Below are 21,504 nucleotides of genomic sequence, written 5' to 3' on the forward strand. Positions count from 1 at the left end.
TTAGTTGCCTATGCGTTCAAGGGCTTTTTCCATCCACGGATCGCCATCAGAATTCAAATCGTTCCAATTCAAATAAACTTCGGGTAAAAAGTCTTCCCGAGGAGTTCCGTTGACGTGAAATAATTGCTCAAAGGTAATGTTTAATCCGTAGCCTGAATTGGGCAAACTCACAGAATAATTTGCACCGAGCAGTCGCGCCATTTGGGTTCCCACAACGGTAGCATTGCCAAAGGCATCCAATCCAATGGTCACACCCTCTCCCATACTTCCAGTCCAAAAGTTGACCAAGACATAGATAGGCTTTTTATAAGTGACCCCGCGCGGTTCAACAATTTCTGTCCATCGTTTGTCTTCTGCCATTCTGTAATGCGTCTGATATGGCTTAGGTTCTGAGGTGAATCGACCTAAAATGGGCATCCCCACATTAGAATCACCACCAGAAGGGGTGTTCCTAAGATCTATTATCAAGGCTTTGGTATTGATCAACGTATTCAAGGCGTCGTTAAATACAGTGATCAAGTCAGTATTTACCAAAGAGTTCTCTATGCGGATATATCCAATATTCCCATCCAACAATTTGCTGGTGAGTAAAGTATTCTCATTTTGTGGATACGGACAAATCCCGAGATCTAATTCAAGCTGTTTTCCCTCGCGGATGACCGTGATTGTTCTGGGCGATCTATAGTCTCCAGCAAGCGCAATATTGAATCCGTTTTCTAAAGCGATCAGGGATTCTCCATTGAACTTTCCGCTGTAAAGAGCTGCAGCTTCCGATACAGGAATTCCGTTGATGCTAACCACAACATCTCCAGGCTTAATTATTGTCTTTGCTGGCGCTCCTTCTCGAACTTCCAAAATAGTATAGCGGCCATCAACAAGGCCTCCTTTCATATCTGTACCACTGGGTAACAAACGTTGAGATCGATCGGTATTGGTCAGTAAATGGGTGTGTGAATCCGCTAATTCACGCAACACCGCCTCAAGGTAAAGCGTAAAATAATACGGATGCGTGACCGTATCGGTCAAGGGACGGTAGTGGTTTTTTACCGCCTGCCAATCCGTACCTTGTCTTTCAAAATAGGCGTAATTCTTTTCAACCTCATCCCAGAGGAAGTCAAAATCGGCCTTAAAATCTTGCTGCGCTTGGAGACCAAGCGCAGCAGTAATAAAAAGGTATAAAGTCAGCAGCTTATTCATCAGCTACGAACAGATAATTCAAGTTCAAACTGTTGAAGGCGGCATTGAAATTGGCAATTTCTTGGGTGATGAGCACATCGAACTTATCCAACTGCTCGTTGATCAGTGCGGTAAGTTCATTTTTCACCATGATATCTTGCTCGGTAGGTGGGAAGTCATCCATTCCTACTAAAGAATTCAAGTGTGCCAATTTGTTGGTCAATTTGATCGGGAAGTTCAGCGGATCCTGCCCAGAACGGTTCTTGGTTTGATACAAGGCCTTTTCAATCTCCCCGAATTGCTCGCTGAGATTCTTGGCTTGCTCAATAAGTTCTGCAACGCGATCGTCTCCTTTGTACTGCTTTTGGAAAGCCTCCAATTGCTTGTTGACGTTTCTGATCTTCTTGATCGCCTTGTGTGCTTTATCCACGGTTTCATTGACATCATTGATGAAGTTAAACTGCTCGCGCATTCCAGCAATATCCGTCTCCGCATTTTCATCAGCTAAGATGTTGAAGGTCTTTTCTTGACTTTTTCCATCCACACTTAAGGCTACTTTATAAGTTCCGGGAACGGCCTTAGGCGCGTTGGTGCTCGCCCACCACAGGATCATTCCTTTCAGGCGCTCCGCACCTTCTCCACGCATGTTCCAGGTAAAGAGGTTACTGCCTTCAGAAACTTTAAGCTTGTTCTTTGGATCTTTGGTTCCGTAGCTCATAATGGTATCACCGGCCTGAGTCATATAACTCAATCGAATGTCTTTATCCTTAGGTTCGTTCACATAGAAATACGTCATAACTCCTCCCGGATGATTAGCCCCAGAGGTCATGGAGCCAGAACGTCCACCTCCACCCATACGATACGTATCTTTTGGCTGAAACAACATGGCATCTGCTTTGGCATTGCTAGCTGCTTGACGCAATAAGGTTAGGTCATCAATAATCCAAAGGCTACGTCCTTGCGTGGCGACAATTAGGTTATCATCCTTTAAAGCTAAATCTGTAATTGGTACGATAGGTAAATTCAACTGGAACTCTTGCCAGTTGGCTCCGTCATTGAAGGAAACATACATTCCCGTCTCTGTACCCGCATAAAGCAGACCTTTTTGTTTTGGATCCTCACGCAATACGCGAGTGAAGTGTTCTGCAGCGATTCCAGTGGTGATCTTTTTCCAAGTCTTACCATAGTCGCTGGTCTTGTATAGATAAGGTGCAAAGTCACCAGTTTTGTATTTGGTCCCCGCCACATAACATACCGCAGGGTCAAAACGAGAAGGTTCTATGCTGTTGATCATCATCCATTCGGGCATCCCTTTTGGCGTCACATTCTCCCAGGAAGCTCCTCCGTTACGGGTTAAATGCACCAAACCGTCATCAGAACCAACCCACATGAGGCCTTCTGTCACTGGCGATTCTGCCGCAGCAAAAATGGTACAATAGTATTCTACAGAAGTATTGTCTTGCGTAATTGGTCCTCCAGAAGATTTTAGTTTCTCCGGATCGTTTCTGGTCAGGTCTGGAGAAATGATGTCCCAGCTCTGTCCTTCATTAGTAGTCACGTGTACGTGGTTAGAGAAGGTGTACATCTTCTTCGGATTGTGCGGCGAGAAGATGATCGGGAAATTCCACTGGAAACGGTACTTCATGTCTTCTGCTCCATGACCCATCGGATTATCTGGCCATACGCTAATACTACGTACAGTTCCTGTTCTGTGATTGTAACGCGTCAAGAAACCATCATAACTACCACCATAAACAATATCGTTGTCTAAGGGATCTATCGCGATATGCGCACTTTCTCCACCAGCAGTAGATTCCCAGTCGTCCTCTCCAATGCTGAACCCTTCATTTCTGTGATTGATTCTAATGGTAGAATTGTCCTGCTGTGCCGCATATATACGATACGGAAACGCATTATCTGTGGTCACTCTATAGAACTGAGAGGTTGGCTGGTTGTGGTAAGTACTCCAGGTCTCTCCACCGTCATAGGTTACCTGTGCTCCACCGTCATCTCCAATGATCATGCGTTTAGGATCCTCTGGAGCAATCCACAGATCGTGGTGATCTCCGTGAGGTGCGTTATAGGTGCTGAAGGATTTCCCTCCGTCTGTACTTTTATGGTAACGTACGTTGAGTACATAGACCAGATCCTCATCTTGAGAATCTGCATAAATTCGTGTGTAATACCAAGCGCGTTGTCTGAGCTTACGCTCGCTATTAATATGACTCCAAGTGGCTCCACCGTCTTCTGAGCGGTACACCCCACCCTTGTCTTTATTTTCTACTATGGCCCAAACACGATCAGCATTCACCGGAGAAACCGTGACTCCAATGATCCCTAAAGTGTCTGTTGGGAAACCAGGATTCTTAGAGATCTCTGTCCAAGTCTCTCCTCGATCGGTACTCTTCCATAAAGCAGAACCATCGCCACCACTACTCAAACTATAAGGCGTTCTGCGAACGTTCCAAGTAGAAGCGTAAAGCACTCTCGGATTGCTTGGGTCTATAGTTAAATCCACAGCACCGGCATCTCGGTTCGCAAAAAGAACTTTGCGCCAGGTTTTCCCGCCGTCTGTACTTTTATAGACTCCGCGCTCGTCAGTTGGTTTGTAAATGTTACCCATAACCGCGGCATAAACCACATTATGATCGTTCGGGTCAATGGCAATTCGCGGAATGTGTCGGCTTTTTTCCAAGCCCATTTGGGTCCAAGTCTTTCCGGCATCAACACTTTTCCAAACTCCATAACCAGAAGATACATTGCCGCGCACGGTCTTTTCTCCTCCACCAACATAGATCACATTGGGATCGCTTTCTGCCACTTCAATGGCTCCGATAGAACCTCCAAAGAACCCATCTGAGATATTCTTCCAGGTACGTCCCCCATCATTGGTTTGCCAAATTCCTCCTCCGGTCGCTCCGAAGTAAAATAAATTAGGCTTTCCAGGAACACCGGTAACTGCTGCGCTACGTCCGCCTCTAAAAGGACCGACTAGACGATACTCCATCGCATCGTACAGGGCTTCATCTACCGCCTGGGCTTGTGTTTCAAAAGGAATGGCTACAAAAAGGAGTGAGAGTGCAAGGACAGTTGCACGGATCTTTGCGTAAAACATTAGGATGGTTTTTTGGTTTACGTAAAGATAACCAAGAATTCGCTAAGAAGCTGTTAAAAAAGGGGGTACAGCGCTGAATTTTAAGTCAAAAGCAATTTCATGAATATCACCCTAAATACATAAAAGTAGATTTCTTAGAGTTGGAAATGAGCTAATTAGCTTCCTACTTTTATCCTCCTGGCAAAAAGCCATCAGCATTAATTTTAAAAACTCATAAGAATGACATGACCCATCTAACTTGAATCAAGCAGACACCAGGTGTCTCGATTCCCGCTAAACGGCCTAAGGCCAATCATTAACTAAACAATCTCAATATTATGAAAATCAATGTACGCATGTTCATAATGTTACTCCTCTGCACCTTTATTTTCAACAACAATACCTGGGCTCAATCTGCCGCTTATATGAGCGAAAATCTGGCCATCACCAGTATAGATCTTGTAGATCAGAAAGACGGAAGCTTCGTGTTTCAGATCAAACTCACAGACTTTAGTGGCAAAAAACAGCTTCCTGAAGGTTTCGGGTTCAGTGGCGTTACCTTTACTGACGATGGCAAAGGAAATGACACAAAAGCTGGAGACGGCATCTATCACTCCAAAGAGTTGGGTGATTATAAAAAACTGAAAAATCGTGACTTTCTCGATGTGGTTATCGTTGGTAATCAATTCAAACACCATCAAAAACTCGGTAAGGTAAGCACTAAGGGAATTGGCTGTAAGTTCGTTCCTTGTGGTTGCCCTTGTGATAACGGATTAACCTGCAACGCTTGTTATTGGTTTGGTTGGAGCTGTTGGAAGATAGAATCCTGCGAGATCAGTATTAGCCTGAGTGATCTAATTATGCTCTAAACAATGAAAGGCCTCTTTAAAATAGACAAACGCATTCCACTGCTTTTACTGATCGTTCTGGTAGTGGGTGTGATCATAAGACAGTTTCAAGAAGTCCAACTGCCTGATTTGCTCAAAGTGCTAATTACCAACGGGATTCTAATCACCACTGTAGTCATTCTCTTTTGGTCAAACACAGTAGTATTTAGTTTAAAACTGCGCACTGGGATACAAGTAGGAATCTGGTTTTGGATTAGTTTGATTGCTTGCCTTGTATTTTGCTTGGCGACCTCATCAGGAGTGAATTTGGATCAATACGATTCGATATTCTTGATCCAGCTTTTGGGTATTGTCTTTGTTCAGACCTTTGCGGAAGAACTCATTTTTAGAGGCCTTTTAATCAACAGTTACCTTGTTCGAGGGGTTAAGATCCGGCAGGCGGTGTTTTATTCAGCCCTGTTATTTGGCGGTATGCATTTGATTAATCTGAGTTCCAATCCCGATCCCATCTCGGTTCTTAATCAAACCGCAATGGCAACTTTTATGGGAGTTTTTTTAGGAGCCCTTTACATCCATGTTAGAAATATCTATTGGATGGGATTGTTGCATCTGTTAATCAACTTACCGTCATACCTGAAGAAGTATCCCAATACATTTTGGATGGAATATGAGACCACACCCGCAAGTGAAATGGACCTCACCTCCAACCTAATCTCCTCTTTTTTAATCCTAATTATGTTCAGTCCTTTTTTGATATCAGGCTTACTCATGCTCAGAGAAAAAACACTGTCAAAACTGAACTTAGACACCACCAAAAAGGCTAAAGAAAAAGCATTTAGTCGCATTTAACTTCCCCTGCCAATATAAATTATGAAACGCTATCTATTTATGGCAATGGCCTCTTTGGCCTTGTCTCAACCCATCCATGGACAAACCGCAAAAGTGCAGTTTGGACGCTATGGAGACTGTCTTAGTGGTCGCGGAATTTGCGCGATCAGCAGTGAAGCAGAAAGACAGGAACACAACGCAACGATACTCAAAGAAAACGGCATTATCGTTTTGAGAATTCACACGGAAAATCTGGATGAAGCAGCTAAAAGTCAACTTACTGAAACAATCATCACTTCTCCCGCGGGATTCATTAAGATTGACGCCGGCTTTACTTTCAATGAATCCTTTAAAAGTCTGTTGAGCGAACTAGGCTCTACAATCAATGGTTTAAGTGCGCGGAACTATCCAATTACTGTGGAGAAAGGCGAAGTCAATATCTACCTCACCAAAATTTAACGGCATGAAAGCACTCCTTGTATTTACACTCCTGCAGTCTGCCTATATTCAGCCTTTGAATGCATTCAATAATGATCTGCCCCCTGAGAGAACATTCAATCTGATCCTCTTAGAACTGGAACATGAAATAGCAGAGATTAGAACTTCCTACCAGCAGGAATACAAAACCTTAGGACTTGCAATTGCCGAAGTTCGTCAAAACATGCTCATGGCAAAGACAACAACAGCTCTGGTAAAACTTATTTATAGAAAAGACCACCTGTTGGAACTTTTAGACATCACCAAACAGACAGAATATGCCGACATCAGCAAGGTGAGATATCTTAAAGGGCTTCAATTGATTCGGCTGCTTTATGAGAAAATGTTGTCCTTGGATCATCACTTTGAAGCGGTCACTACTTTCTCAGAAATGAGTGCTATGGCCAATCCGAACAACTTTGAAGTCTTCAATGAAGTAAAAGGGATCCTCAAACAACAGCAAAAGAAATCAAATTTTGATCTCCCGAATCTACTCGGAGATAATATCTATACTTCTATTGTTCACTCTATGGTGTCGCTGTTCAACAGCGGACAGTCACGAAAAGAGAAAGAAGCAGCCATAAAGGATATAGAATGTATTTTGGATTTTACGCTGAACATGCATCAGGACCTCAATACGATCTATTTTGAAACTGCTTTTTTAAAGTCGAGCAGCGATGGACTTTTAGCAGGATTGGAAGAGCTTTTCAGAGCATATACACTACCCATAGGTTATCAAAATAGTCTTGAAAAATGCCGATCCATAGACGACTGGGATGCTCTTAAAGAAGCCCTGAATCAATACCTAAACAAGATGCAATCCGCTATTCTGGACCCCTCTAAAAGCGACCAAGCCTTTAAGCTTCAAGTGAATTTGGAATTCAGTATTGACCGATTATTACAGTTCATTGCACAGTACAACAACTTTATTGATCAAGGCGCGAAATTCTATCAGAAGTTTGCCATAATGCTGTCTAGCTACGAGAACGAAGCACTTTGCAGGGGGCAGATTCCCGGGGAGTTTGAAGTTTTAAAACAAAAGATCACGAACTCCATCGATAAGTTCAACAATGCCTACAAGCCTGCAGAAATCAATGGAAGCAAATTAAAAGAGGTCCTTTACGGCATCAATGAATTCGATTAAGACGCGCGCATCTTTTTAACCGCAGCATTTAGGAAATAACCGGTCACTACTGTAGCCAATACGTCTGCTATGGGGAAGGATATCCAGACGCCAAATACGCCCAAATAAGTCGGTAAAATCAAGATCAAAGGGATTAGGAAGAACCCTTGTTTGGTAAGACTCAACAACAATGCGGGAACCGCTTTGCCTATGGCTTGAAAGTAACTCGCCCCAATGAGTTGCACCACTATGATGGGAGTCGCGGCAAATACCCAGCGTAAGGCGTTTGGAGTCCTTTTTAGAATCTCTGTATTGTTGGCCAGAGTTTGTGCATCAATATTATCACTGCTGCCAATAAAAACGGTTACTATTTCTGTTGGAAAAGCCATGATCAAGGCAAAGATCAGTACGGCCAATCCTCCAGAATATTTAATGGAGGTATTGATGGATTCTCGCACGCGCTCAAACTGTTTGGCGCCGTAATTGTACCCTGCAATAGGCAAGAATCCTTGGTTTACCCCAATGACTGGGAAGAGCGCAAACATGAGCATTCTGGATATGATTCCGTAAACGGCCACGTCCAAATCATCCCCATAATGAATCAATACGTTATTCAGCAAAATGGTCAGTACAGCAATAACTCCTTGTCGGGATAAAGTCACAAAACTCAAAGCATTGATCTCACGAACAATATCGCGTTGCAAGGAGAACGAGCTCCATTTTAATCGGAGTTCACTCTTAACGGCAAAGAACCAAAAGATAAAGGCAAAACAGATGGCATAACTTATAAAGGTAGCCCAAGCGGCTCCCTCCATTCCCATGTCGAGTACTTTGATCAAGATCCAGTCCATAAAAATGTTGCCAATTGCCGGCAACATCATGGCATACATGGCAAATTTAGGTTTGCCTTCTGCACGGATCACATTGTTGCCCATCATGCACATGGCCAACATCACAATTCCGTAAAGCACTATGTTGTAATAGGTCAATGCGAGTTCTTTAAAAGACTCGCCTGCTCCAAAGAACTCAATCAAATAATCTTGAAAGATCAGACCCAAGATGGCCAGAATCCCAGAGGTAAAAAAGGTCAGTGTAATCTGATTCCCAAAAACCTTTAAAGCCTTGTCGTTGTCTCCGGCTCCAAGGGCTCGCGATAATACAGAACCTCCTCCAATTCCAACGGCCAAACCAATGGCAGCAATAAAAAATGTTACAGGAATTACAACAGTGATCGCAGAAATGGCCAAAGGGCCAATCCATCGGCCTACAAAAATGGTATCAACGATCATGTTCAAAGACATGACCAAAATTCCAATGGACGCTGGTACAGCCTGCTGAATCAGCAATTTGCTAATAGGGGCCGTGCCCAGTGCTTTGGAATTTGCGTTCGCCATTTAGGCTATAGCTGTTTTTAAATCGGCAATGCGCCAGTGTTCGATCCAATCGACAAGTAGTGCGGCCCAATCATCATCCTCATTCAAACAAGGGATCACGGTAAAGTCTTCTCCACCTACTTCGTGGAAGATCTCTTCTCCTTCCATGGCAATCTCTTCTAGCGTCTCCAAACAATCACTTACAAAGGCTGGAGTAACAATGGCCAATCGTTTGGTGCCGGCTAAGCCCATTTTTTCAATGGTTCTATCTGTATACGGTTGCAGCCAGGGGTCAAAGCCCAATCGCGATTGGAATGTGGTGGAAAAAGTACCTTCCTCCAGATTGAGATATTCTCCAACCAATCTTGTGGTTTCTTTACATTGATGGCGGTAACAGTATGCATGCGCCGGGCTTGGTGTTTGACAACAACTGCCGTCTATTTTACAGTGTGAGTTGGTCGGATCACTTTTGCGAATGTGTCGCTCGGGAACTCCGTGGTAACTGAATAACAAGTGCTCATAATTGCTTCCTTCTAGACCGCGCTTGATAGATTCCGATAAGACCTTGATATAACGCGGATCGTTGTAAAAAGGATCCAAAGTACTGATGTGTAACTGTGGGAAAAACTCTTGACGCAGTTCTTCTACTTTTACTGTGATGGTCTCTGTTGTCGCCATGGCAAACTGCGGATACAAGGGCATTACAAGTATCTCTTCAACGCCTTTGTCCACCAATTCTTGCATTCCCTTTTTAATGGTCATACTACCATATCGCATGGCTAATGCCACAGGGATCTCTAATTTGTCTTGCACCTTAGCCTGTAAACGTTCTGAAAGCACAATGAGTGGAGAGCCTTCCTCCCACCAGATCTTGGAATAAGCCTCTGCAGACTTTTTAGGACGGGTATTCAAGATAATTCCTCTCACCAAGAGAATTCGCGCCCAACGCGGAACGTCAATCACTCTTGGATCCATCAAAAACTCATCCAAATAACGCTTTACGTCTTTAGGGTCTGTACTGTCTGGAGACCCCAAATTGACCATTAAAACACCTTTCTTATGCATGATACTTTTTTTGCGAAGTTAAGCCGCTTCAAGGCTAATCTTCTGCTGCTGTTTTATTATTTGACAATCGATTAATCAAAATCATCTATACTGTTTGACCCATGGTAAACTTCTTGGGCGTGGTTCCGTAGCGCTTTTTAAAGGCGGCTATAAAATGACTTGCTGTGCTATAGCCCAGTTTTAGGCCAACTTCATTCACATTGAGTGTTCCTGAGGCTAAAAGTTGACGCGCCACTTCCATTTTATACTCGAGCAAAAAGCTAAACACAGAATCTCCGTAGATCTGTTTGAAGCCTTCTTTAAGTCTATTGATAGGCATTTGCACTTCATCTGCCAATTCTTGCAAACTCGGTGGTTCCGCCATTCGTTTAATAATGATCTCCTTGGCCTGTTTGATCTTTTTCACATTAGCCTCACTGGCCAAAAACGGGCATTGTGCAATATCGAGTTCTTCTGGCTTGTGGAAATACAAGCTCAACAGCTCATAAGCCTTAGCTTTAAAGTACAGCGATTTTACATTCGGGTGTAAGTTGAATTGTAGAAGCTGATTCAAGGCCACTGCCATGGAAGGCGTGATGAGTGTCTCTTGATAATATTTTTGCTTGCTGTTTTCTTCGGACAGAAAGGTGATATAATTCGCCTCGGTTGAGAAAAAGCTGTGAAGCTTAGAAATGGGCACAATGATGGACAACAACCATGAATTAGGTTCCAAAGTGAGCGCTATCGGTAGTTCTTTCTTCGGATTGTAAAGTAGAATAGCCTTGCCCTCTCCCGCTGGAAAAGTGTAGGTGTTGTTATTGAATTGAAAGAATCCGCTGCCTTTAACACAGAAATGAAACTGCAAGCAATCTTGACGTACTTCCCTGCTGTAGAAGGCATTAGTATCTTCTTCATTCAAAAATTCCAGCACAAAAAAGCCTGGGTCGATACTGGTTTGATCGTAAATGCCGTTAGCGACACTTTTTTCCATTTTGCAGTTCTGTTTAAGTTTAATTATTTAGACTCATTCTAAATAAAGAGTTGACATTTATCATATCTCAGCCCCCAAAAATAGTGCATTTTGCGCCCCAAGGTTTCAATTTAAGTCAATATTAACAGGCTTCGATATTATAAATACCGCTAGCGTTATTTTTTAAAAATCGTAGCCATTAATTTTGCGGCGTTTCTATGAGCAAGAACACCCAAAGAACAACCACGGCTATGGCCGACTCTCGTTTTATCGTTATCGGGCTGAACTATCAGAAGGCCGATGCCGAGACGCGCGGACACTTTAGCTTGAGTCCGGATGCGCAACTTGCTCTTTTAGAAAGTGCAAAGCAGCAAGGCATTGATGCCATCAGTGTAATATCAACCTGCAACCGCAGTGAAATCTATGGCTTTGCGCGCTCGGCGGATCAATTCATTGATCTGCTCTGCGACCACACCAACGGAAACAAACCAGAATTTCTCACCGCATCCTACATCTACACTGGCAATGAAGCGATTCGCCATTTGTTCCGAGTAGGTACAGGACTGGATTCTCAGATTTTGGGTGATTTTGAGATCATCAGCCAATTGAGAAGATCTTTTAAGCAGGCCAAAAACCTGGGATTGCTCAATCCGTTTATGGAACGTCTCATCAATGAGGTGATTCGCGCCAGCAAACGCATTAAGAATGAAACGGCTTTATCCAGCGGGGCGACTTCGGTTAGTTTTGCTGCCGTTCAATATATTTTGGCACGTGTTCCTTACGTGACCAACAAAAATATTTTGCTTTTTGGGACTGGGAAGATCGGGCGCAATACTTGTGAGAATCTCATAAAACACACGCGCAACGAACACATCACATTGATCAACCGAACGCGTTCCAAGGCAGAGAAAATTGCTGGAAAATTCAATTTGATCGTTTCTGATTACGCCAATTTACAGTCTGAGATTGCTCAGGCAGACATTTTAATTGTGGCCACCGGAGCGCAAATGCCTACAATCTCTAACTCCCTGCTGCATCTCAAAAAGCCTTTGTTGATATTGGACCTATCGATTCCAAAGAATGTAGCCCAAGATGTGGAGAACAACCCATTGGTTCACTTGGTACACTTAGATCAACTCAGCAAGATTGCAGATGACACGCTTTCTGAACGCGCACAACAGGTTCCTAAGGCCTACAAGATCATTGAACTGATCGAGACCGAATTCTACGAGTGGGTAGAAAAACGCAAGTTCGCTCCAACGCTGCGCGCGCTGAAGGAACAGCTCAATTTATATGCAGCTGCAGAAATTGACAATCAACGCAAAAAATTAGACGATTTCAACGAAGAACAAGCGCAGATCCTCACCGATAGAATCGTCCAAAAAATTACAACACAAGTGGCCAATCACCTCAACAAGATGGATACTAAAGAGGTGGACCAACACGAATTGATCCGCAAAGTGTTCAACCTGCAAACCGAACAATAATGGAGGCCGCAATAAGAATTGGAACCCGTCAAAGTCCTTTGGCCCTTTGGCAAGCCAACACCGTAAAATCACTTTTGGAGGCTCAAGGGCATAACTGTGTATTGGTGCCTATTAATTCCCAAGGCGATCTCAATTTGGAACAACCACTTTATGAATTAGGTGTGGTTGGTGTCTTCACTAAAACTTTAGATGCCGCTTTACTAGCGGATAAGATTGACGTGGCGGTACACTCCATGAAGGACATGCCCACTGCTTTGCCTAAAGGCATTGCGCTTGCTGCTGTACTGGAACGAGCAGATTCGCATGATATATTGGTTCATAAGGGAACCGACTTTTTAAATGGCGAGGGAACTATTGCCACAGGAAGCCTGCGCAGAAAGGCGCAATGGTTACACAAATACCCGAACCATGAAGTTGTTGGATTGCGCGGGAATGTGCAAACTCGGCTTCAAAAATTAAAGGACAATCCCTGGAATGGTGCCATCTTTGCCAAGGCAGGTTTGGCCCGCGTTGATCTCTTGCCAGAGAAGTACCATCAATTGGATTGGATGATCCCTGCGCCAGCTCAAGGAGCGGTAGCGGTTGTCGCCAAAGAGAAAGATTCACAACTCCTTGAAGACTGTAAAGCGATCAATGACCAAAATACTGCCCTTTGCACCCATATTGAGCGTCAATTTTTACGCACGCTTGAAGGTGGTTGCACGGCGCCCATCGGAGCCATCGCAAAGGTAGAAAATGAGCAGATCCACTTTAAAGGAAGCCTGCACAGTTTGGATGGAAGTCAAGCCAAACTCATTGAGCAAACGGCTCCCCTTGAACAAGCAAATGAGCTTGGAGCCAGTTTGGCAGAAGCACTATTAGCTGATGGAGGAACGGAAATTATGGAAGCAATTAGAAAGGAATTATGAGATTGTTGTCTACCAAAATACTCAATGAAGAACAACGGGCTCGGTTGGAAGCAGCAGGATATCAAGTGACCCATTACGACAGTCTTTCCATTGAACTGCTCGCTTTTGAGATTCCTGAGCAAGCCGAACATTGCATTTTTAGTTCCCAAAATGCAGCAAAGGCCTTTATTAATAACGATTCGGTTATTAAACAGCGCTCGGTTTACTGTGTGGGAGAAAAAGCGGCACTGCTTTTAGAGGAAAATGGTCAAAAAGTGATTGAAATTGGTCAAAATGCTGCTGATTTAGCTCAAAAGATCATAAAAAACCACAAAAACGTTTCTTTTTATTATTTCAGCGGAAATCTTCGCAGACCAGAAATGCCACAGTTACTTGCTCAAAATCAAGTGGTATTTCACGAAGTACCGGCTTATGAAACCCGTTTGAATTATCCTGAATTCGATTTGGACTTTGAGACCATTCTCTATTTCAGTCCTACAGGCGTTCAGAGCTACCACAACAAAAACAACAACACGAATTACACAGCGATCTGCATTGGTGAAACCACCAGAGCAGAAGCTTTAGCATTTACATCTCATACCGCAACAGCACTTCACACCACCGTAGACGGTGTTTTGGACGCTGCCCTGCAACACTTAGAAAAAGCATGATAAAGAACGATCTATTTTTACGCGCCCTAAAAGGCGAAACCGTTGAGCGTCCACCCGTTTGGATGATGCGTCAAGCAGGCCGATACTTACCTGAATTCATGGAGATCAAACACAAGTATGATTTCTTCACGCGTTGCAGAACTCCAGAATTGGCCAGTGAGATCACTGTGCAGCCTATTCGCCGTTACGGCATGGATGCCGCGATTTTGTTTAGCGATATCTTGGTGATTCCACAAGCGATGAATATTGAGGTAGAAATGAAGCCAAATTTTGGCCCCTACCTACCTAACCCGGTGCGCACTGCAGAAGACGTAGAGCGCGTTATTGTACCAGATGCGAAGGAATCGCTTAACTATGTGATGCAAGCCATTAAGGCCACCAAAGAGAAGCTCAATGATGAAGTGCCGCTCATCGGATTTGCAGGATCTCCTTGGACTATTTTGTGCTACACCGTTCAAGGACAAGGATCTAAGAATTTTGACAAGGCTAAAGAGTTTTGTTTTACCCAACCAGAAGCCGCGCATCAATTATTACAAAAGATCACCGATACTACCATTGATTATTTAAAGGCAAAAGTAGAGGCTGGAGTAAACGCTGTACAGGTTTTCGATTCTTGGGGAGGCATGCTAGCTCCAGAGGATTATCAAGAATTCTCATTGCAATACATCAATCAAATTGTGACGGCCTTAAAACCTTTGGCTCCCGTGATCGTCTTTGGTAAAGGATGCTGGTTTGCTTTAGGCGATATGGCCAAATCTGGCGCTTCCGCTTTGGGTGTAGATTGGACGTGTTCTGCGCGTAATGCGCGTTACCTCTCTGGAGGAAAGATCACCTTGCAAGGAAACTTTGACCCGAGCCGTTTGTTATCGCCTCCAGCGGTTATCAAAGAGCGTGTGCATCAAATGATTCGCGAATTCGGGAAAGACCGTTATATCGTAAACCTAGGTCACGGAATATTGCCAAACATCCCAACAGAAAATGCAGGCGCCTTTATTGAGGCGGTGAAGAGCTACAAAGAATAAACTATGTTCTGGAGAACACTCAAGCGATTGAATTTTGCGCAACTGATCATGTTGTGTGGAATTACTTTGCGTTCTCCGATTAGAATGCTTAAAACAGCTTTGGCGACCAAAGAGTGCATGCAGATCTGTAACCGTGAATTTGGGCAAGCCCATCATTTGCATAACAGAGCCAACGCCATTCGTCATGCGCTTTGGAATATTTTGATCATGAAGCGTATCTACAAGAATCCATCGAATATTCTTTCAGCCTTAGCTTGGACTGATAAGATCACTTCTTGGCACGAGGATTTCTCAGTGAATGAGCCTTTAGAACGCGCCATGGACTTGCACAACAATCAGGTTGGGCGTTATTGGTTTTCTGATTACAAGGCCAGCTCAGAAAAAGAAATTGTCGAAAGTTTGAAACAACGAGCCCTAAAAGCGCGTCAAATACTCGATATTAATGAAACCAAGTACTCCTTTGGACGCTTGGTGTATTTAAGCGAATAGTTATGATCGGTTCTGTATTTTCAAGCATAAAAGCATATTCTGACGCACTCCCGCTGATGAACAGATTAGGATTGTGGCGCTATTTTGTGGTCCCAATAATTATCAGTTTGGTAGTTGCCGTTGGAATCATAGTGGCGGCCTACGGATTGAGTGACAATTTAGGCGCACTAATTAGTAAGGCGTGGATTTTTGACTGGGGCAAGGAAGCCTTTGCGGTAGTTGCAGAGATCCTAAGTGTGATCATGATCATTACCTTCGGATTTATTATTTACAAAGCCGTGGTCATGGCTTTGAGCGCTCCATTTATGAGTCCGGTTTCTGAAAAGATAGAGGCAGATATGCGCCCCGGTGAGCGTTTTTACAGAAATACAGACTTTAACGACCAATTGTGGCGCGGTATTCGGATCAACGCGCGCAATTTAGGTATGGAATTATTGTGGACTGTTCCAATTTTCTTTTTAGGACTGATCCCTGTCATAGGTTTGATAGCTCCAATTTTGCTCTTTTGCATGCAAGCTTATTATGCCGGCTTCGGAAACATGGATTACACCTTGGAAAGACACTTTGGATACAGCGACAGCATTCGCTTTGTAAAACGCAATCGCGGTTCAGCCATTGGCAACGGATTGGTTTTTATGACGGTGCTTATTATACCAGTTATAGGTCTGATCTTGGTACTCCCGCTTTCGGTAACGGCAGCTAGCTTGAGAACTGTACAATTAATGGACAAAGAACAACCTAAGTTAATCGACTATGCGAACTAAATTTCACGAGTACATCCAAACCCTGCAAGATCAAATTACCTCAGCTTTAGAAGCGGCAGATGGGCAAGCTAAGTTTCAAGAAGACCTTTGGGAACGCCCAGGCGGTGGTGGAGGCCGTACACGAGTTATCGAAAACGGAGCCGTATTTGAAAAAGGTGGAGTGAACATCTCCGCAGTACACGGCGCCTTGCCCCCGGCTATGCAGGACTATTTTAAAGTAAAAGAGGCGGACTTTTTTGCCTGCGGACTCTCCCTAGTGATCCACCCAAAGAACCCTATGGTGCCAACCGTTCACGCGAACTGGCGCTATTTTGAACTCTACGATAAAGCCGGAAATGTGGTCACCCAATGGTTTGGTGGCGGTCAAGACCTAACCCCATATTATCTGTTTGAACAAGATGCCATTCACTTCCACGAAGTCTGTAAAACCGCCTGTGATAAACACGATCCAGAGTTTTATTCTAAATACAAAGCCAAGTGTGACGACTATTTCTGGAACGCTCACCGCAATGAAGCGCGCGGAGTAGGTGGATTGTTCTTTGATTACTGCAAGCCTACGGAAGATTTTAGCTTAGAGCAATGGTATAACTTTGTAACAGAAGTGGGCAATAGCTTTGTAGAAGCGTACGTGCCCATTGTGGAGCGCAGAAAGAACCTAGAATACACCCAAGCCCAGCGCGATTGGCAAGAAGTGCGTCGTGGGCGCTATGTGGAATTCAACCTAATCCACGATAAAGGCACCTTGTTTGGCCTTAAGACCAACGGGCGTATTGAAAGTATTTTAATGAGCTTACCGCCACATGTGCAGTGGCACTATAACCATCAGCCAGAACCGGGTAGCCCAGAAGCAGCCTTGGTAGAAGTGTTGCAAAACCCAAAGGATTGGGCGGCACGGATTCCGGCAAATTCTTAAAAAAGATTATGTATCCCATCATTAGAAATAGACGTTTACGTGCATCCGCAGCCATGAGAAATCTGGTTCGCGAAACCATCATTACTCCTCATGACTTTTTAGTGCCTTTGTTTGTGACAGAAGGTAAAGGCGTGCGCGAGGAGATTCCATCCATGCCGGGCTATTACCGTTTGAGTTTGGATCAATTGGCTGGCGAGGTGAATGAACTCTGGAATATGAACCTGCAAGCGGTCTTGCTCTTTGTAAAGGTTCCAGACAACCTTAAAGACAATGAGGGCACAGAGGCCTTGAATCCTGATGGCTTGATGCAGCGCGCCATCAAAGAGGTGAAAAATGCACAACCGGGAATGTTAGTGATGACTGACGTGGCTTTGGATCCTTTTTCCAGCTACGGCCATGACGGTATTGTTGCTGATGGGAAGATCTTAAACGATGAGACCAATGAAGTACTGGCAGCCATGAGTGTTTCTCATGCCGCTGCTGGCGCCGATGTGGTTGCTCCAAGTGATATGATGGACGGACGCATTCTTAGCATCCGTGAAGCCTTAGAAGATGAAGGCTATATTGACACAGCAATCATGAGTTACAGTGCCAAGTACGCCTCGGCCTTTTACGGACCGTTTAGAGATGCTTTGGATTCTGCCCCTGGATTTGGCGATAAGAAGACCTATCAAATGGATCCGGCAAACCGCTTTGAAGCCATCAAAGAAACCCAAATGGACATTGATGAGGGTGCCGACATTGTGATGGTAAAACCCGGTTTGGCTTATTTGGATATAGTCCGAGAAGTTCGCAACGAAGTTGATGTTCCTGTAGCGGTATATCAAGTGAGCGGTGAATACGCCATGCTAAAGGCCGCGGCAGCTCAAGGTTGGCTAGACCACGATGCAGTAATGATGGAACAACTCATCAGCATAAAACGCGCTGGAGCTAATATCATAGCGAGTTACTTTGCCAAGGACGCAGTTCGTTTACTTTCGTAACTTAGATGCCAAAGCAAAGTGGTTGATCTATGCAGATAATTTTTATTTGCTTGATTATCTCGGAAATAAAAATTATTAAATAGATGAAACATCTTCTAATTGCCTTTGCTCTTTTTGGGGCTACAGGAGCTATGGCGCAGGCTACAACACCCAAAGAAGCTTTTCTGGAAAAATGGGAAAACGCCAAGAACTACACCTTGGAGATCGCCAAATCCATGCCCGAAGAAGAATTCGGATTTAAACCCACTGATGGACAAATGAACTTTAAAGAACAGTTGATTCATATGAAAGCCAATATGGATTGGTTGAGCACTACCTATTTTGGAGGCACTGAACCTAAGGCTATCACAGACACCAAGGCCAATATCATCAAATCATTGGAAGCTTCTTTTAATGGTGTGGCTGATGCCGTAAAAGCCACTGACCCTAAAACCTTTACCGAAACTGTTGATTTTTTTGCTGGGCCCAAAAGCCGTTTGCAGATCTTAAACCTCTTGCAAGATCACCTCACCCATCATCGTGGTCAGCTGATTGTATACATCAACCTTAAACAAGTAGCGCCTCCGCGCTATGTGGGTTGGTAATTTTTGGTATTTTTACTCATATCAAGTCAACTATAAGCTAGCTCTGTGACCTTACTCATTGTTTACGCCGTACTCTCGATCTTCTTTTCGTTTCTGTGTTCGATCTTAGAAGCTGTACTGCTCAGTATTACACCTTCGTTTATCAATATCAAAAAGTCGCAAGGGAAAGGCTATGCGAATACCTTGGAGCGTCTCAAGAAAGATGTAGACAAACCTTTGATCGCAATCCTAACCTTGAATACAATTGCCCATACTGTAGGTGCAATTTTGGTTGGGGTGCAGGCAGAGAGTCTGGATTTTGAGATCGATTTCTTAGGAATTAATATCGTCGGGATCGTTTCTGGGATCATGACCTTTTTGATTCTAGTACTTTCTGAGATCATTCCAAAGACCATTGGAGCTACTTACTGGAAAAAGCTCGCGAATTTCACTGCCAAAGCCTTATCAGCCCTAATTTTTCCATTGAAATACACAGGAATACTTTGGTTCCTGCAACTCACTACGCGCTTGATTGGTAAATCTGCCCATGTAAGCACTTTAAGCCGAGAAGAATTCATTGCCATCGCCGATGCTGCGCAAGAAGAAGGTGTTTTCGCAGAAAACGAATCCACAGTCATTAAAAACCTCTTGGTATTCAAATCCATTTTGGCCAAAGATGTCATGACCCCATGGGTTGTGGCCATTACAGAAGATGAGAACACCACCATTGAAGCCTTCCATGAAGGTCATAAGAATCTGAAGTTCTCTAGAATTCCTATTTATAACGAGAACGCGAATAATGTAACCGGAGTCATCTTGAAAGATCATGTACTGGAAGCAATAATTGACAGCAAGGGACACGAACCGCTTAAGAGCATTAAGCGAGAACTCTTGGTTACTGATAGTCGCACGCCGATTCCGAATCTCTTTGAGCTCTTTATTGGAAAACGCGCTCATATGGCCATTGTCATGGATGAGTTTGGGAACCCTGTAGGCCTAGTCACTATGGAAGACATCATTGAGACCTTACTTGGGCTAGAGATCATGGATGAAAGCGACAATGTTGCCGATATGCAACAAATGGCCCGCCGCACTTGGGAAGCCCGCGCTAAGCGTCTGGGAATTGTCATTACCAAAGCAGAAGACGAAGACCAAGACGAGTAAGATGATGCAAAGCGCTTATTTGGATTCGCCCCTCGGGACCCTTTTATTAGAGGGTAATGCTGATGGAATCCAAAAGCTCACCGCACTTGATACCGCAGAATCCCCATCCGCAGAAATTCCAGAACCTCTAAAAGAAGCGGCCCGCCAAATTCAAGACTATTTTAAGGGGAATCGCAACGATTTTGACCTTAAGCTCAATCCGCAAGGAACAGCCTTCCAACAACAGGTTTGGAAGCAGTTGCTTGAGATTCCGTTTGGAAAAACTACCAGCTATATGGATATGGCCAAACGTTTGGGCGATCCCAAGACCATTCGGGCAGCTGCAAGCGCAAACGGCAAGAATCCAATTATGATCATCATTCCCTGTCATCGGGTGATAGGCAGTGATGGCAGCCTAACTGGTTATGCAGGAGGTCTCTGGCGCAAACAATGGTTGCTTGAACACGAGTCGCCTGTGACCCAACAAAAATTATTCTAGTATGAAAGCTCTTGTCCGTTTCTTAAAGGGATTTTTAGCGTTGATCCTAGCGCTAATTGCCCTTTTGTACATCACCGATTACGAATACATCATCAAAGGCGTTCGCGTGGTTTATATGACCGGGCACACTACGGCCTTTATAGATGATCACGTCTATTTTGAAAACGAGACCATCGCTAAATCTGAAGCTCCTTGGGAATGGCCCAAACACAAAGGCTACAACACTGTTGAAGCTACAGAGACTTTAAAGCAGACCAATGAAGCTCTGGGAACCGTTGCTTTTGCAATTATTAAGAACGACAGCCTCTGGTATGAAAACTACGCGGAAGGTTATGGCCCAAGCTCTCAAACCAATTCCTTTTCTATGGCCAAGAGCATTACCACAGCACTCTTGGGCAAGGCGATAAAAGATGGCTATATCAAAAGCTTGGATCAGCCTATTGGTGACTTCTTTGATAAATACAAAGACGACAAAACAACGGTTGGAGACCTCTCCTCCATGGCCTCTGGTTTGGATTGGGAGGAAAGCTATAAAAGCCCTTTTAGCGTTACTGCACGCGCCTATTATGATGATGATCTCGCGGAAACCATCTTAGCCCAAGAGGTGGTCGATACTCCCGGCGCTGGTTTTCGTTACCTCAGCGGAAACACTCAGCTCTTGGGTATGATCATTCAAGAGGCGACTGGTAAATCGCTCTCTGAGTATTTGGAGGAGAGCTTTTGGCAGCCTTTAGGCATGCAAGAAGATGCCCTTTGGCAGATTGATGACAAGGAAAATCGATTGGCAAAAAGCTACTGTTGTATTGCCAGTAACGCTTTGGATTTTGCGCGTTTTGGAAGACTTTTCAAAAACGATGGGAAATGGAACGGCCAGCAAATCTTAGATTCCGCATTTGTGGCTAAGGCCACTGTGGCTCGTTTTCAAGGCGAGCCTTATGGATACGGGTTTTGGATCTCAGATCACATGGACAAACACATCTTTGTAATGCGCGGTATTTTGGGACAATACGTTATCACCATCCCAGAAGACGATCTAATTATAGTGCGTCTAGGACACCAATTAGGAAGCCGCCAAGCTGGTGATGATTTTACCAGTGACTTTTATAAATATGTGGAAGAGGCTTATGCCATGATTAGTAATTAAAGTGTA

General features: G+C 44.0%; 21 protein-coding genes. 16 read left to right on the forward strand and 5 right to left on the reverse strand.

What is annotated here, in order from left to right; all coding sequences use genetic code 11:
- Together POW22_RS01690 and POW22_RS01695 are read right to left on the reverse strand one after the other, a co-directional pair.
- Positions 1-1,197: a S41 family peptidase gene (locus POW22_RS01690; protein ID WP_272830720.1), complete on the reverse strand. Its 1,197-nt coding sequence runs from the start codon at positions 1,195-1,197 to the stop codon at positions 1-3.
- On the reverse strand, positions 1,190-4,291 hold the full coding sequence (locus tag POW22_RS01695; RefSeq protein WP_272830722.1) for a WD40/YVTN/BNR-like repeat-containing protein: 3,102 nt from the start codon (positions 4,289-4,291) through the stop codon (positions 1,190-1,192). The genes POW22_RS01690 and POW22_RS01695 overlap by 8 nt, the downstream gene beginning before the upstream one ends.
- 317 nt (positions 4,292-4,608) lie before the next feature.
- Here POW22_RS01695 and POW22_RS01700 point away from each other — a divergent pair, with 317 nt between their 5' ends.
- From POW22_RS01700 to POW22_RS01715, 4 genes are read left to right on the forward strand one after another with little or no spacing between them, the layout of a single operon-like run.
- The gene (locus POW22_RS01700; RefSeq protein WP_272830725.1) at positions 4,609-5,139 is read left to right on the forward strand and encodes a hypothetical protein; all 531 of its coding nucleotides are present in this window, start codon (positions 4,609-4,611) and stop codon (positions 5,137-5,139) included.
- A gap of 3 nt (positions 5,140-5,142) precedes the next feature.
- Positions 5,143-5,967: a CPBP family intramembrane glutamic endopeptidase gene (locus POW22_RS01705; protein WP_272830726.1), complete on the forward strand. Its 825-nt coding sequence runs from the start codon at positions 5,143-5,145 to the stop codon at positions 5,965-5,967.
- Positions 5,968-5,988: 21 nt separating this feature from the next.
- Complete coding sequence (locus POW22_RS01710) at positions 5,989-6,405, forward strand: hypothetical protein (RefSeq protein ID WP_272830728.1); 417 nt, start codon at positions 5,989-5,991, stop codon at positions 6,403-6,405.
- A gap of 4 nt (positions 6,406-6,409) precedes the next feature.
- A complete protein-coding gene (locus POW22_RS01715) occupies positions 6,410-7,567 on the forward strand; it encodes a hypothetical protein (RefSeq protein ID WP_272830729.1) in 1,158 nt (385 codons plus the stop codon).
- Here the strand turns inward: POW22_RS01715 and POW22_RS01720 are convergent.
- The 3 genes from POW22_RS01720 to POW22_RS01730 form a co-directional block, all read right to left on the reverse strand.
- Positions 7,564-8,940 carry an MATE family efflux transporter gene (locus POW22_RS01720; RefSeq protein ID WP_272830730.1) on the reverse strand — a complete coding sequence of 459 codons (1,377 nt, stop codon included), beginning with the start codon at positions 8,938-8,940 and terminating at the stop codon, positions 7,564-7,566. The two genes, POW22_RS01715 and POW22_RS01720, sit on opposite strands and share 4 nt — an antisense overlap.
- On the reverse strand, positions 8,941-9,984 hold the full coding sequence (gene hemH, locus POW22_RS01725) for a ferrochelatase (RefSeq protein WP_272830731.1): 1,044 nt from the start codon (positions 9,982-9,984) through the stop codon (positions 8,941-8,943).
- Between the two features lie 85 nt (positions 9,985-10,069).
- On the reverse strand, positions 10,070-10,954 hold the full coding sequence (locus tag POW22_RS01730) for an AraC family transcriptional regulator (protein WP_272830732.1): 885 nt from the start codon (positions 10,952-10,954) through the stop codon (positions 10,070-10,072).
- A gap of 197 nt (positions 10,955-11,151) precedes the next feature.
- Between POW22_RS01730 and hemA the strand changes: the two genes are divergently transcribed.
- From hemA to POW22_RS01790, 12 genes are all read left to right on the forward strand, one after another.
- On the forward strand, positions 11,152-12,420 hold the full coding sequence (gene hemA, locus POW22_RS01735; RefSeq protein WP_272830733.1) for a glutamyl-tRNA reductase: 1,269 nt from the start codon (positions 11,152-11,154) through the stop codon (positions 12,418-12,420).
- On the forward strand, positions 12,420-13,328 hold the full coding sequence (hemC, locus tag POW22_RS01740) for a hydroxymethylbilane synthase (protein WP_272830734.1): 909 nt from the start codon (positions 12,420-12,422) through the stop codon (positions 13,326-13,328). The genes hemA and hemC overlap by 1 nt, the downstream gene beginning before the upstream one ends.
- On the forward strand, positions 13,325-13,978 hold the full coding sequence (locus POW22_RS01745) for a uroporphyrinogen-III synthase (RefSeq protein ID WP_272830735.1): 654 nt from the start codon (positions 13,325-13,327) through the stop codon (positions 13,976-13,978). The genes hemC and POW22_RS01745 overlap by 4 nt, the downstream gene beginning before the upstream one ends.
- Positions 13,975-15,000: a uroporphyrinogen decarboxylase gene (hemE, locus tag POW22_RS01750; RefSeq protein ID WP_272830736.1), complete on the forward strand. Its 1,026-nt coding sequence runs from the start codon at positions 13,975-13,977 to the stop codon at positions 14,998-15,000. The genes POW22_RS01745 and hemE overlap by 4 nt, the downstream gene beginning before the upstream one ends.
- 3 nt (positions 15,001-15,003) lie before the next feature.
- The gene (locus POW22_RS01755) at positions 15,004-15,489 is read left to right on the forward strand and encodes a DUF6973 domain-containing protein (RefSeq protein WP_272830739.1); all 486 of its coding nucleotides are present in this window, start codon (positions 15,004-15,006) and stop codon (positions 15,487-15,489) included.
- Positions 15,490-15,491: 2 nt separating this feature from the next.
- Positions 15,492-16,253, forward strand: coding sequence for an EI24 domain-containing protein (locus tag POW22_RS01760; protein ID WP_272830740.1), 762 nt, complete (start codon positions 15,492-15,494; stop codon positions 16,251-16,253).
- Positions 16,243-17,166 (forward strand): oxygen-dependent coproporphyrinogen oxidase, encoded by a 924-nt coding sequence (hemF, locus tag POW22_RS01765; protein ID WP_272830741.1) that lies wholly within the window; start codon positions 16,243-16,245, stop codon positions 17,164-17,166. The genes POW22_RS01760 and hemF overlap by 11 nt, the downstream gene beginning before the upstream one ends.
- Positions 17,167-17,174: 8 nt before the next feature.
- Entirely contained in the window at positions 17,175-18,149 is a 975-nt protein-coding gene (gene hemB, locus POW22_RS01770; protein WP_272830742.1) for a porphobilinogen synthase, read from the forward strand.
- 83 nt (positions 18,150-18,232) lie between these two features.
- A complete protein-coding gene (locus tag POW22_RS01775) occupies positions 18,233-18,733 on the forward strand; it encodes a DinB family protein (protein WP_272830743.1) in 501 nt (166 codons plus the stop codon).
- Positions 18,734-18,778: 45 nt separating this feature from the next.
- On the forward strand, positions 18,779-19,876 hold the full coding sequence (locus tag POW22_RS01780; RefSeq protein ID WP_272830744.1) for a CNNM domain-containing protein: 1,098 nt from the start codon (positions 18,779-18,781) through the stop codon (positions 19,874-19,876).
- 4 nt (positions 19,877-19,880) lie between these two features.
- Positions 19,881-20,354: a methylated-DNA--[protein]-cysteine S-methyltransferase gene (locus POW22_RS01785; protein ID WP_272831837.1), complete on the forward strand. Its 474-nt coding sequence runs from the start codon at positions 19,881-19,883 to the stop codon at positions 20,352-20,354.
- 1 nt (position 20,355) lies between these two features.
- Entirely contained in the window at positions 20,356-21,498 is a 1,143-nt protein-coding gene (locus POW22_RS01790) for a serine hydrolase domain-containing protein (protein WP_272830745.1), read from the forward strand.
- Positions 21,499-21,504: the final 6 nt, after the last annotated feature.

This window comes from Gilvibacter sediminis, assembly GCF_028561565.1.
GTDB classification, from domain to species: domain Bacteria; phylum Bacteroidota; class Bacteroidia; order Flavobacteriales; family Flavobacteriaceae; genus Gilvibacter; species Gilvibacter sediminis.